Raw genomic sequence first — 13,931 nt, 5'->3', positions numbered from 1 at the left:
ATCTTATTTATTTCTTATACTGTCTAACTCTTCGAAAACCGAATTATTACTGATAAATTCTTTTACTAACTCCTTCATTTTCACCACCACGTTTCTATCGTTACTCACTTTTGCAAAATCAATGAGTTCATAAATTTGGGTTTCAATTTCTGTAAACACATACTCTCTAACCTTACCAATCATAATTTTCTCATGGTGGGTAGGCAGCGTATTTTCATTATCGTTTAAAAGCTCCTCGTAAAGTTTTTCTCCTGGTCTTAATCCCGAAAATTCGATCTTAATATCCTTATTTGGCACCAATCCAGCCAACCTAATCATTTTTTTCGCGAGCTCTATTATACGCACAGATTTACCCATATCGAAAATGAAAATCTCTCCACCTTTTCCCATACAGCCCGCCTCCAGAACCAACCTACAAGCTTCAGGAATAGTCATAAAATAGCGAGTTATTTCTGGATGTGTAACTGTAACTGGACCTCCCTTTTCTATTTGTTGCTTAAATCTAGGAATTACAGAACCGTTAGAACCTAATACATTACCAAATCTTGTAGTAATAAATTTCGTAATAGGTTTTACACTTAAATCGTTAATATAACTTAAGCCATTTGTGAATAAATAATCATCGCTACTTAAGGTATTATTTAAAGATTGTACATAAATTTCGGCTATCCTTTTAGAAGCACCCATTACATTTGTAGGGTTTACAGCCTTATCAGTTGAAATCATTACAAACTTCTGAACCCCAAATTTCACAGATAAATCTGCAATATTTTTAGTCCCTAAAACATTGGTTTTAACGGCTTCGGATGGACTGTCCTCCATTAAAGGCACATGTTTATACGCTGCTGCGTGATATACGTAATGTGGCTTATAATTTAAAAACAAATGTTGCATTCGTTTTAAATCCCTCACATCTCCAATAAATGGATGGAAATTTTTATCATCTCTATAAATCTCCAGCTCTAAACATAATTCGTGTAAAGCTGTTTCATTTTGATCACATAAAATAATTAACCCAGTTTCAAACTTAGTTAATTGCCTAATAATTTCACTTCCTATTGAACCTGCAGCACCAGTAACTAAAATTCTTTTATTTTTAAGCTGATTACCTATTCCTTCTATGTCTATTTGAATAGACTTTCTATTTAGTAGTTCTTCAATATTTAAACTTTGAATTTGAGTAACTTGTAATTTTCCTCCAATCCAAGCATCATGTGGAGGTATGGTTAGGACATTAACTTCACTAGCCAAACACTTATCAACTATTTCATTCTTCCTTTCAACTGGAATACTGTATGAAGCAAAAATAACTTCATCAATTTCATGTTTGCTAATTAATTGCTCTAACTTTTGTGCATTTAAAATATTTACCCCATCAATAGATTTACCTACTTTTCGCAGATCATCATCAACAAAGGCAACAATACTTTTATTTACTCTATTATCATGATCAAAAGTTCTTTTAGTAGCCAACCCTGCTTCCCCAGCTCCGTAAATAATGACCTTCTTCTTGTCTAGCTTTAAATTCTTGATGTACATAAAAAAGTACTTCACCATAACTCTATAAGTTATCAGCATCAAGAAACTGGTTAAACCATTCGCAATTAATACAGTATAAGGGATTAAAGAAGTAGAATAAAAAGCAACTGAAATTAAATTTAATACAAAAAATACACCGTTAGAGATTACGATGGAGCCTAAAATCCTGAATGAATCCTGAGCACTTGTATATCTAATAATACCACTATAAGTTTTTATTAAATAGAAAACCACAGCATTAATAATGGAGAGTATCAATAAATTTCTAGACAGCTCTTCAATATCAACAGCTGTAAGATCCATATTAAATCTTAAACTGTAAGCAAATATCAATGCAAAACTACAAGCACTAATATCTAATAAAAATATAATCCAACGCGGAACAATATTAATCTTCTTAAACAAGGGATGACAAGTTGGTTAGTATATGTAAAGATACTAAAATCTTTATTTAAAAAATCAAGAAAAAATTAACTTTAAATTCAGTTTTTTGCAATTTGGCTGCAACTTAAAGAAATTATATATCAATATTTAGCTCTAAATGCTAGTAGATTTCATTAAATAATCTTTACCCTCTACTTTAAATCTACATACCACAAATACTATTGTAATAGCAAGCACCAATGCTAGGGAAGCAACAAACTCCCAATTTAAAAATAGAATAGCCATTATATTAAAGCACAATTGTAAAAACATATATAAGGAAGCTACTTTTAAATGTGGCCATTTTAACTGATTGGCTAAATACTGATAAAAGTGCGATCTATGTGCTTTAGTAATGTTTTCTTTTCTAATTACTCTAAAAATTACCGTTATAGCTGCATCCATACCATAAAATAGCAGCAGAAATATATAGCTAAAATTACCTGTAGAAACTATTAATTGACCAATTACAAATGCAATAATAAAGGCTATGGCAATACTCCCAACATCACCAGCAAAACACCTGGCTTTCTTTCTAAAATTGAAGAAATTGAATGCGAATAAAGACAAAAGTGTTAACAATAAAAAATTCTGCGAAGTAAAATTCATACTCGAATTAAGATACATCAACGTACCTATTGCCACTGTGCTATAACCACCAGTTATCCCATTTATTCCATCCATAAAGTTATAGGCGTTTAGCGTTGCTAATAAAAAGACCATAGCCACCAATAACCAATACCACTCAATTGCAAATAACCCTAACTGATAAAACATCAATAATGCCGCTATTAATTGTACAGTTAGCCTTATTCCACTTTTCAATTCAACTATATCATCTAAGAAACTAATTGCAGAAATCAGGATAAGCCCAGCTAAAAAGTATGGAAAGTTATAATAATATACCCCAAATAATAACGTCAAAGAAAATATTACCCCACCACCTCTAATAGTCACTTTGGTGTGAGAGCTTCTTTCATTAGGTCTATCAATTATATGAAATTGCTTTGCCAGCTTAAAGTATAAGAGCTCTAATACAAAACATAGAGGCAAAAAGATGAGTATTATTTCCAAATTTATAGCGGCCATAAAGCAATTTAAGATTTAGTAGTAAACGATTGTGCTGTTTTGAGCATACCCGCTGCAGCTGTTAAAGGCAAATTAACCTGAAGCGCTTTTTTAATTTTAGAATTATCTACCACAAAATTTTCAGTCAATTTTTCTAATCGTTCTTCATTTAAGGGCAATTTTAATATGCCACCTATTTTCGAAATAAGTTTAATCAGTTTTGTAGATAAATTCCAAATCTTTGGTTGCTTGCCTACAGCAGAAGAAAGGATTTTAACCACTTCAACTGTAGATAATGGCTCGTCGTCCGAAACATTATACACACCACTCGGCGCTTCCTTTTTAATCAGGTTTTCAATAATAAAGTTCAAATTATCTATAGATAAAAACGATCTTTTATTATTAAATGCACCTAATGGATATGGAATGCCCCTTTTTGCAAACTGAAACAACAAATTTAAGTTGCCCTTATTCCCTGGCCCATGAATCATACATGGACGCAGAATATAAAAGCGCTTCCCTTCCGGCAAAGGATAGTTTAAAATATAATTTTCGGCTTTAAGTTTAGATTTACCATAATCTGTAATTGGTCGAGGCTCAATTTCTTCTGTCAAATTACCCTCTACAGTATCAGCCGCAGCTTTTACCGAACTTATATAAATAAAACAAGTGGCCTTTGAAGCAATAAAAGCATCAAAAAGTGCCTTGGTATATTCGTAATTAACGGTATAGTAAAGATCTGGTTGACTAGACTTTTTTAAATCGTGTGCTAAACCTGCCAGATGTATAACCGTATCAGCCTGTATTTCTAAATTATTAGGCACACCATTTCTAAGTGAAAGTCCTTCTACTTTAAATTGATTAGCGAGAAAAGGCGCCAAATTTGTTCCTACAAAACCATTAATACCTGTAATTAGGATATGCTTCATAGGAAAAGGTTTAGAATTTCAATTGAAATACTTTAGAAAAAGTTCTTATTGGAGAAAGTAAAAACCAAGCAGGCAAATGCTTACTATTACGTTTTGCATAATCAGCAACCACTTTAAACTGCCTAATTACTGCCTTTTTTGACCCAGTACTCGCGCCACCATATTCCATCTTTAAATGATGTGCATTTAAAACATCTATTTTAAAATCAGGAACTTTAACTGCTAAATCTAACAGCCAAACAGTATCGCCAGCAATATTATTATAAAGTTTATAATTAAACGGACCTACTTTTTCGTATAAATGACGTTTAAGGAATAGTGAGAAATGCGGAGGGAAAATACCCCATTTTATTTTCTTAGATGATACACTATCTGGATACCAAGTTCTAATAATTTTACCTTCTTCATTAAAAAACTCGCAGCCGATACATACGCCATCAAGCGAAGAATTGGCATTAAATTTATTTACAACTTGCTCAAAAGCTAAATTATCCGACAAATAATCGTCAGACCCCATTAGGTAAATCACATCGCCGGTTGCTAATGCAATTCCTTTATTTAATGCATCAAAAATACCGTTGTCTTTTTCAATATTAACTTTAACATTTGGCAATTGGGAATAATAGGCTAATAATTCTTCATTTTTAGAGCCTCCATCAGCCACAATCAGTTCAATGTTTTTATAAGTCTGACTTTGAACAGAATTAATTGCTCTCGATATACGTAAATCGTTAAAATTGGGGATAACTACTGATATTTTCATGTGCAGTTATTATTCAGCGACAGCTTGTTTTTTTACTAAATCAGATACCCATTGATAGGTTTCTCTCAGTCCATCTTCTAAAGAAACCGATGGTTCCCACCCCAATACTTCTTTTGCTAAACTATAATCTGCGAATCTACCTTTATCACCTTCAGGCTTAGTTAAATCGTAGTGAATTTCAATTTTCTTATTGGCTATTTTGTTCACTAAAATTTGAACCAACTCCTTTATAGAAGTACATTGATTTGGGCCAATTTGAATAATTGGAGGTAAATTTTCTTTGTTTAAAGCCGCTACAAATGCATTGCAAATTTCATCTACATGCATAAAAGCGCGACCTTGATTTCCTGAACCCCATACATCTAGTGTTCCGCCTTCTGGTAGTTCAACTATTTTTCTGATGATAGATGGAATAACTTGAGAAGTTTTAGGATCTATATCACAATTTGGACCATAAACATTATGCAACATTAAAGTTGTGGTTTGCATACCATATCTTTCTTGCATAAATTGAAGTTCTAATGACCCCATTAGTTTACTCCAACCGTAAGCTGATTCAGGTTCTGCTGGATATAATTGCGTTTCTTTAAGCTCAGAGTCTAAGCTCATTTGCAAGTCTTTAGGAAAACTACATGCTGTTCCAGCGTAGATAATCTTTTTTACTTCTGCCTTAGCGCAAGCATTAAAAAGATTGGTATTGATTAAATTATTGATTCTAAAAATCTCGTATTGATTGTTGAATACATATCCAATTCCAGCAACTATATCTGCTAAGTGAATTACAGCATCTGCATTTGATAGAATTGAAACAACTTGAGTTTGATTTTCAGGATTTGATAAATCGATATTAAAAAAATCGTGCTCCATATTAAAGCCCGATAGGTTGGCGATATTCTCCAATTTACCTCGCCATAAATTATCTATTATCTGAATTGAATGTCCTTCTGCTAAAAGTCTCTTTGTAAGTCTGCTTCCAATCATTCCGGCTCCGCCGGTTATACATATCTTCATAAATCCTATCAATAATTTGCAAATATACCAATATGCTTAAATATAAAGTGAAAAAATTATTGTTTAAGACTACAAATGTCATGGTTAAAGTAAACTTAACCTTGACTTTAAATTAAAGCTGAGCGTTGAATGTAAAAAATTAGCTCCAAAACCAATTAAAAATTGAGAAAATTCACAATTGAAACCTTAAAATAGAAAAGGAAGATTAAATTAAAAAGGCTTAAACTTTTCAAAATCTATATATTCTATAAAAAGCTGTTTAGCAAATCCTGAATCCCCAAATGAGTTCGTCAGAAATTCTCTGAATGGGACTAAAACTTGCCTATAATATTTAGATTCTGTCATGCCAAAATGTGGCAGAAAATATAAGTCAAAATTGGTTTTACTAGAAGGAAAACGCTTTGAAGCTAATAAACCTGTATTCGCATCTATGGTAAACCAGTTCCCGTCTATTTCAACTTCATTGAATATATGCCCCGAAATTGACACTATTCTATGTTTAAATTGATAATGCGCTAAATATCTCCCCATTATATAAGCATAATCTGTACAACAACCTATCTCACTGTTTTTTAAATAGAAATAATCTTTATTTAAAAGAGGAGCTGTTTCTACCTCTTTTAAAGAAGCGTTCTCTATTAAACAACCCACTTCTTCTTCTAATGGCCTAGGATTTCCATAAGCGAAAAACGTTGACAATAAAACCGAAATTGCCGAAACTTTTGAAAGATCTTCCTTTATTAAAAGTTTTTTCTGCAATTCTACAATAAGTATATCTGTATTTCTAAGTAATTCATCGTAAGAATTAGATTTTTCGATAATAGCTCTACTTCTTACTTGAAGGACATTCAAATAATTTGGCTCAATAAAGACCTCTTTAGCATCGATTTTCCTTTTTAGATGATATAAATCATAATACGTCATATAAACAAATGGTTTATATGCTCTAACAAAATAATAGCAAAAAACAAATGATAAACCAATGAAGAATAAATCAACCAATAAAAATTTTCATTTTTTCTTGAAGGTCAGCATTGAAAACAATCCAACGGAAAGCAGTAAAATAATGGCAAGCCCTATTATAAAATAATATCGTCCTTCATTTAAAAAATGCATAGGTCAAGTTTTTAGCACATTTTCATTAAGTATTTATCATATTAGATAATTTCTAATAAAATAAAGATAATAAAAATTATCTAAAAACTAACTATGAATCAGCTAGTTAAATAAACCGCTAAAAAATTTAAAATATTTATAGCGAATTTTATATAGGAAAGGGGAACTATAAAAAACGAAGATTAAACGCTCACGAAGCGGTAATTTCGTCATGGTCATAATAGGCAATCTATTCCATTTTCTAGCGTGCGCCAATGCTTTCACGAAGGAATGAATATAAACATCTACAAAATCGATCCCTTGATTTTTAAATTTCTCATAAAATAGCTCATAAGCCGACATTCTATGCAAAAACTTTTCTCTCTTCTCTTCAAAACTTAAAGTATAGCCATAAGAATTATTGTCGTGTATTCTATAATGATAACATACTTCTGGTAAATGGAAATTTTTCCCAAAAGCTCTAATGTGTAACGACGACCAGGTATCTTCATTTGGCAATGAAGAAGGAATTGGGAATAACTTCTCTGCAATGTTTCTATGAAAGAAAATGGACCCACCTGAATAATTTGGCGAGTCTTTCTTTTTGGGAAAAACAACTCCATTGTGAGCAGAATCATCAGAAAAAGTCTTCAACAAACAAGTTGAAGTGCCATTTTCTTTTAATTCAATTATTTTTAATCTTTTCTCAATACTTTCAAACTCTAATATATCATCCGCAGCAAAATAACAAATAAAATCGCCTGCACTTTCTTCAAAAGCTTTATTATAAGCTTTAGTCTTACCTTTTTCTAATAGTTTAAAGAATTTAATTCTGTCATCTAGCTCAGCATATTTTAAACAAATTTTTGCCGTATTATCAGTTGAACCATTATCTACAATAATCAATTCCCAATTCTCATAAGTTTGATTGAGCACACTTTGTATGGCAGCTTCAATGTAGGCTTCTCCATTATAAACCGCTAATAAAATAGATACTTTGAGATTTGATGAATTAGGCATTAGACAAGTTTTGGAACTTTAAAAAATTATTCTGTTTTAAATTTCTTCTTAAAATTAAACCAACAATAACACCTAGCGTAGGAATACCAATAGGGCCTGAAAACAAATTTAACAGGAACCAAAAAACAAGCATGAATTTTAAAGCTGCAGATCCATCCTTTAACTTAAAAATCTGAACAATTACGTATATTAAAAATATTGCAGCTAAAAGTCCTAATGATGAAACTATACTTATAAAGCCTCCTCCTTGCAATAAAGTAAAACCATCTCCAAAAATGAAATTATTTTTTATATTCTCTATATAGGCAAAAAATGAACCAAACCTTGAAGCAAAACTGGCATCATTTAATATTAATGCTGGATTTTTAAGTAATATTTCTGTAAGCAATTTAATCCCTCTAAAATCTGCTAAGGAATCAAAATAATTTAAAATTAAACCAGATGAAGCCATAAATATTAATCCAAAGATTATCATGGTTTTAGTATAACGCATAGAAAGAATCAGCAAAAATATAATAAAACCATAACCACTAAGCGAGGCCAATAAACAAAAACTAGTTAACCAAAATACTACATCTCCATATTTCTTTTTAGATTCTTTACTTGCCAATAAATGAAAAATCAAATACAGATTAAACATATGTAAAGCAAAAAATGAAGGTTCAGGAGAAAGAGTTTTTGCCCCTCTTCCTGAGGCTGCTAACATTTCAAAAGAATCGGTTCTAGATGATATTAATATTCTTTCTACTAATCCATGTGTTAAGAAATAAATAACAGAAAAAATCGCAAAAACCCAAAAAACCTTCTTTAGAGATTCTATCTTGAAGAAGTATGCAGAATTATAGGCAAAGAATAAAGCAAAACTAAATTGCAAAAAAGATATGATTCTAGCCCATAATGTTGGCGACGCTATAAATAGTTTAGCCAAAATCACAGACATTAAAATTAATCCAAAAAGGGCACTAATAGCCCCAATTTTATTATAATTAAGCTCAAAATATCTACTTTGATATTGATAATTTACCAATAAATAAATCATCGAACAATTAAATAACAAAAAAAAAGTTGGTTGGGTATCTGTTCCAGGGATAATACTGGGAATAAATGGAAAAAATATGGTAAAAAACATACCTATATGCATCCATTTACCAGGACTAAAATGTAAATTATAGTTAATAGTCCTATCCATTTAAATCTCTAAGTACCTTTTCTTTCACCATCATTTTATATTTATGTGGCAAAAACCAGCTGGTCCAATTATATATTTTTTGTCGAATCGTAGCGTCTGTACCATAAAATTCATGCGCCACATTCTCTTGATTTAAAATAATTTCAAATTCATCTGTCGTAAAACCTAATTTTTTAGCAATATAATCCTTGTCCTCTTCTTGCAGATTTAGATCATAAGTAGGTTTAGATAACTCTACTAAGGCTTCTTCTCTTGTTATCTGCCCAGAAAATATCATGTTAGAAAGGTGAGGCTTCCTTTTGTCGACCCCAAATTTATTGGGCAGTACTACTCCTTGATAGAAGCGGGTAAAAATATTTTCAAAGTGTTTCCCCTCGTAGTTCCTCCATCCCAATTCGCGTTGTAAAAGCTCTACAACATCTTTTTGGTTGTAATCCACATAATAAAGTAGGGGAATCCCAACTATTCCATGCAATCTATATTTAATTTGATCAAGAACTCCATTGGTTGGCACGCCTTTTAAAGGCAATTCTCCGAACTTTTTGTGGATATTTTTAATATTAATCAAATCCGTCTTCAAATAATTCCATCCTTTAGGCATAATCAACTCAGTTTGATAATTAGTACCATTTAATAGATGCTTAATGCCCATTTTTTTCGCTATTTGAAAAATAGAACCAAAAATGGTATGATCAGCTGGCACATCCAAATCTATTACAGATGCTTTATAGTAACTCCTCTGCAAGTCTCGTATAATAGGCCAATCTATCACATAAGTATACAATTCAAAGCCTAATTTTTTAGTGACATTTTCTATGTTAGAAGTAGCTAAATCTGTATTCCAACCATAATCAAAATGAACAACCAACGGTCTTAATCCATGTTCCTTTGCGATCCAAGCCATATAAGAACTATCAGCCCCACCACTTAAACCTAAAAGACAATCGTATTTTTTGCCTTTACCAGCCTCCTTCATTTCAGCGATTACTCTTTCTAAACCTATTTTTTTGTTTTCAGGGGTAAAACGCTCTTCTGAAGCAAATTTTTGATATTGATAATAATAATTAGAGATACCTTCTGCATCAAATGTAATGTTTGGATCAGAAATATTATCCATCACACTTTTAGTACATTGTTTATAATCTAAAGGCAAGAATTTAGTCGGTATCATACTTTTTAAAATATACGCTAAAGTTAGTAAAAGAGTTTTTAGATCAACTCTTTTTTAGAAGGATAGGTTATTAAAACAGCTCTATGTTTGCCTTGAAACACAAAAAAGCTACCTGCTGCAACTGCAGAAGCTCCTTTGTTTACAGCATCTTTAAAATGCTGTACAGCGCCTGCACCTCCACACGCTATTACCGGAATACTTACATTACTCGAAATAGCATGTACTAAATCTAAGTCGTAACCATTCATAACCCCATCTTGATCTATAGAGTTTAATAAAATTTCTCCAGCTCCTAAATCTTCAATTTGTTTTGCATAATCAACAGGACTCTTCTTGGTGTTTTTTGTCCCAGCCATCGTATAAACATTTTGCCCTGAAAGAAATCCCTTTTTAACATCCATAGAGACAACTATAGTTGAACTTCCAAATTTTTCTGATGCCTCAGCTATCAATTTTGGATTTTCGAAGGCTTGTGAATTTAGTGACACTTTTTCTACCCCACAGTACAATATCTTTTCTATTTGACTTAACGACTTAATTCCACCTCCATAACACAATGGCATGAAGCATTCTGAAGCAATGTCTGTAAGCATGTCATAATTAGGCTCTCTTCCCTCTACTGTTGCTGTAATGTCTAAAAAAACGAGCTCATCAACTTCCTTCTCGTTAAATATCTTAATTGCATTAATGGGATCGCCAACATATTTATGATCCTTAAATTTTATAGATTTATATAATCCCATTCCCTTTAATAATAGAACGGGAATTACTCTTACATTTTCCATATCTAATACTTTTCTACAAAATTTCTAAACAAACTCATTCCATATTTATGCGATTTCTCAGGATGAAATTGCACCCCTATTATATTATCCTTTTCAAAGGCAGATACAAATTCATAAGAATAAGTGCTATTAGTAAGTATTTGGGCTGGATTATGTACCTTAAAGTGGTACGAATGTACAAAATAAAAGCGAGGCACTTCTTCTAAGTGCTGATCAAATAATTTACTCTCTTTCATAATATGAGTGTTATTCCAACCCATATTAGGCACTTTTAATCTCGAAGTTTTATCGATATCAAATCTAACCGTTTCTGCATCTACCCAACCGAACCCTGCTTCATTACCTTCTTCACTGCCTGTTGTCATTAATTGAGCGCCCAAACAAATGCCCATAATGGGTGTTTTTTTAACCAAGACTTTCTCATTTAACACATCCCAAAGACCCAATTCTTTCAAGTTTCTAACGCCATTATCAAAAGACCCTACACCTGGCAGGATGAGTTTCTCCGCATTTTTCACATCATCCAAGTTTGAAGTAATGATAGATTGCTCTCCCACCTTCTTCAACATGTTTTTAATTGAACCGAGATTCCCTACTTTGTAGTCTATAATGGTGATCATATAAATTACCTGTTTTTAATTTTCTTAATAACTGATATAACCGGGAGTACAAGCTCCAAAAACCTCATAAAAGCATTTTTAATGAAAATATTATTTTTATAGTCATGCTCAGTTTTTAATGGTGCAGACATGATTTTATTCCATTCATCAATTGTAAAGCCCAATTTTTTAATAAAATACTCTCTATCTTCTATCAATTGATTTGCATCATATATTGGCTTAGCCATCTCTTCAAGTGCCTCTTCCCTCGTCATTTGTCCAGAAACAATTAAGCTAGATAAATGAGCTAATCGTTTGTCATAACCAAATTTAGTTGGCAAATAATGAGCTTGAAAAAATTGGGTGTATTTTGATTCAAAATGTTTCCCTCCGTAATCTTTCCATCCTAAGTTCTCAATTAAAAACTTTTTAGTATCAGCCTTATTGTATTCGATATACTCTAATGGTCTATGAACTTTTAATTTTAAAATATAAGGGTAATAAATAGATTTTTTAAAAAAACTAATATGTGGATATTGCTTTAATTTTACCTTACCAAATTTATTATGAATATCTTTTAGATGTACCCAATCTGATGCATCATATCCCCAGCTTTGAGGAAGAATTGATTCAGTTGACATATTTCCACCATTTAAAATATGCTTTAATCCATATTTTTTTGCTTCACTATATAACGAAGCAATAAATGCATGATCTTGAGGTATATCGCAATTTGGAACTGAAGATAAGAACATAGATCTTTGTAAGTCTCTCATCTCTTCCCAGTCTATTACTAAAGTATGTAAATCAAGATTAAGTATTCTAACTATGTTTTCAATATTTTTAACTGCCAATTCAGAATTCCAACCTGTATCAACATGCACTAAAAGAACTCTTAATCCTAATACTTTTGTAGCATAATAAGCTAAGTAAGAACTATCCACACCTCCGCTTATACCCATTATACAATCATACTCTTTCCCCTTTCCGGCCGCTTTCATTTGAGCTACAATCTTGTCGGTTTGCTTTTTTGCAGCCTCCCCTTTAAGTTTGTAGTTTTTCTCGTAATCTTTGTATTCCCTACAATGATTACATTCGCCATTCTCATCAAATTCAATTCGTGAATCTGTGGTATCCATTATGCAATAAGAACATTGCCTGTACTCTGTATTATGCATGATTTAAAAGTAAATTTCTATATTCATTAATCATTACTTTTTCTTGGGTTTCCCATGAAAAAACAACTTTACATTTTTCAACCTCTTGTTGAAATCTTTGATAATCAAAATTATCCATCTCTAAAATGGAATTAATTAACGATTGTTTGTCTGTACCTTTGCAAACTACACCTGTATTATATTTATTAATATAATTCCTCATCTCGGGCATATCTGAAACAATACATGGTATTTCTGCCATTAAATACTCAAACAATTTATTAGGTAAACAATAATAATAACTCAAACAAACATTTTCAATCATTGATATCCCAACATCAGCAGAAGACGTGAAATTTAAAACAACATCTGGACTAACAGCTGTTTTAAAGAAAATATTTTTATATTTTTTAGCGTATTCTTTAATCTCAGATTCAAATTCTCCATACCCCATACAAATTAATGTATATTTAGGATCATTAATTTCTGCAAAGGCATCTAGTAGAATTTCGATCCCTCTACCCTTAAATAACGCTCCTTGATATAAATAAATTCTTGATTCATTAGATATTCCAAATTCTTCGCGAAAAAGATTGTTTTTAATTGAGCTTTTATAAATAGGGCAGTTCATAACTGTGGCTATATTTTTTATGCCATATTTATCTCTATACCATTTTTCTATTGAAGGAGAAACAACAAATACTTGAACAAAAGATTTTATAAATTTGGATTCTATTTTTTTATAAATATTTTTTCTGTTTCCAGCTAAACCATTCGTTTCTGTTTCCAACTCATGTGCGTCATATATGAATTTTGATTTTCTAGATGCCAACTTGAATATAGGAATTAAAGGCAATAATGCTACTTGATGTAGATTTATAAATAAAGGTTTCTCTTTTTTAATAATCTTATAAAACTTCAAGACAGAATCCATCATTTTTAATAAAAGGGTAATCTTCCCAAAACCTCTTAAAGGTATTTTATCCTTCATAAATTCAGATCTTACCCGTACTACCGATCTGCCCGGGGAAATATTTTCAAATTCAGGCAAACCTTCTTTACCTCTGGCTAAAACTATAACCTGATCTACAATTTTGTGATCAATAATACTTTTAGTTTGTTTCAAGATTCTACTTTCATTCTCAAAAGTAGACAGATAAATATGAATTGCTTTTTTCACCC

Annotated in this window: 13 protein-coding genes; all 13 read right to left on the bottom strand. The window is 31.5% G+C overall.

Going from position 1 to position 13,931, the window contains the following annotated elements:
• Positions 1 to 3 precede the first annotated feature (3 nt).
• Positions 4 to 1,944 carry a polysaccharide biosynthesis protein gene (locus VRU49_RS04725; RefSeq protein ID WP_330145636.1) on the bottom strand — a complete coding sequence of 647 codons (1,941 nt, stop codon included), beginning with the start codon at positions 1,942 to 1,944 and terminating at the stop codon, positions 4 to 6.
• A gap of 132 nt (positions 1,945 to 2,076) precedes the next feature.
• The gene (locus tag VRU49_RS04720) at positions 2,077 to 3,051 is read right to left on the bottom strand and encodes an MraY family glycosyltransferase (protein ID WP_330145635.1); all 975 of its coding nucleotides are present in this window, start codon (positions 3,049 to 3,051) and stop codon (positions 2,077 to 2,079) included.
• An 8-nt stretch (positions 3,052 to 3,059) separates the two neighbouring features.
• Positions 3,060 to 3,959 (bottom strand): NAD-dependent epimerase/dehydratase family protein, encoded by a 900-nt coding sequence (locus tag VRU49_RS04715; protein WP_330145634.1) that lies wholly within the window; start codon positions 3,957 to 3,959, stop codon positions 3,060 to 3,062.
• A gap of 10 nt (positions 3,960 to 3,969) precedes the next feature.
• The gene (locus VRU49_RS04710; protein WP_330145633.1) at positions 3,970 to 4,722 is read right to left on the bottom strand and encodes a glycosyltransferase; all 753 of its coding nucleotides are present in this window, start codon (positions 4,720 to 4,722) and stop codon (positions 3,970 to 3,972) included.
• 9 nt (positions 4,723 to 4,731) lie between these two features.
• Positions 4,732 to 5,733, bottom strand: a complete 1,002-nt coding sequence (locus tag VRU49_RS04705) for an NAD-dependent epimerase/dehydratase family protein (RefSeq protein ID WP_330145632.1) — start codon at positions 5,731 to 5,733, stop codon at positions 4,732 to 4,734.
• Between the two features lie 210 nt (positions 5,734 to 5,943).
• The gene (locus VRU49_RS04700) at positions 5,944 to 6,735 is read right to left on the bottom strand and encodes a hypothetical protein (RefSeq protein ID WP_330145631.1); all 792 of its coding nucleotides are present in this window, start codon (positions 6,733 to 6,735) and stop codon (positions 5,944 to 5,946) included.
• 216 nt (positions 6,736 to 6,951) lie between these two features.
• The gene (locus tag VRU49_RS04695; RefSeq protein WP_330145630.1) at positions 6,952 to 7,848 is read right to left on the bottom strand and encodes a glycosyltransferase family 2 protein; all 897 of its coding nucleotides are present in this window, start codon (positions 7,846 to 7,848) and stop codon (positions 6,952 to 6,954) included.
• Positions 7,841 to 9,037, bottom strand: coding sequence for a hypothetical protein (locus tag VRU49_RS04690; RefSeq protein WP_330145629.1), 1,197 nt, complete (start codon positions 9,035 to 9,037; stop codon positions 7,841 to 7,843). Before VRU49_RS04690 ends, VRU49_RS04695 begins: the two co-directional genes overlap by 8 nt.
• On the bottom strand, positions 9,030 to 10,208 hold the full coding sequence (locus tag VRU49_RS04685; RefSeq protein WP_330145628.1) for an N-acetyl sugar amidotransferase: 1,179 nt from the start codon (positions 10,206 to 10,208) through the stop codon (positions 9,030 to 9,032). Before VRU49_RS04685 ends, VRU49_RS04690 begins: the two co-directional genes overlap by 8 nt.
• Before the next feature lie 38 nt (positions 10,209 to 10,246).
• Entirely contained in the window at positions 10,247 to 10,993 is a 747-nt protein-coding gene (locus VRU49_RS04680) for an AglZ/HisF2 family acetamidino modification protein (RefSeq protein ID WP_330145627.1), read from the bottom strand.
• 2 nt (positions 10,994 to 10,995) lie between these two features.
• Positions 10,996 to 11,613 (bottom strand): imidazole glycerol phosphate synthase subunit HisH, encoded by a 618-nt coding sequence (gene hisH / locus VRU49_RS04675; RefSeq protein ID WP_330145626.1) that lies wholly within the window; start codon positions 11,611 to 11,613, stop codon positions 10,996 to 10,998.
• Between the two features lie 5 nt (positions 11,614 to 11,618).
• Complete coding sequence (locus VRU49_RS04670; protein ID WP_330145625.1) at positions 11,619 to 12,770, bottom strand: N-acetyl sugar amidotransferase; 1,152 nt, start codon at positions 12,768 to 12,770, stop codon at positions 11,619 to 11,621.
• On the bottom strand, positions 12,763 to 13,929 hold the full coding sequence (locus VRU49_RS04665; RefSeq protein WP_330145624.1) for a glycosyltransferase: 1,167 nt from the start codon (positions 13,927 to 13,929) through the stop codon (positions 12,763 to 12,765). The genes VRU49_RS04670 and VRU49_RS04665 overlap by 8 nt, the downstream gene beginning before the upstream one ends.
• Positions 13,930 to 13,931: the final 2 nt, after the last annotated feature.

Source organism: Pedobacter flavus, assembly GCF_036324285.1.
In the GTDB taxonomy this organism is placed as follows: domain Bacteria; phylum Bacteroidota; class Bacteroidia; order Sphingobacteriales; family Sphingobacteriaceae; genus Pedobacter; species Pedobacter flavus.
This window is presented reverse-complemented; position numbering and strand designations above follow the sequence as displayed.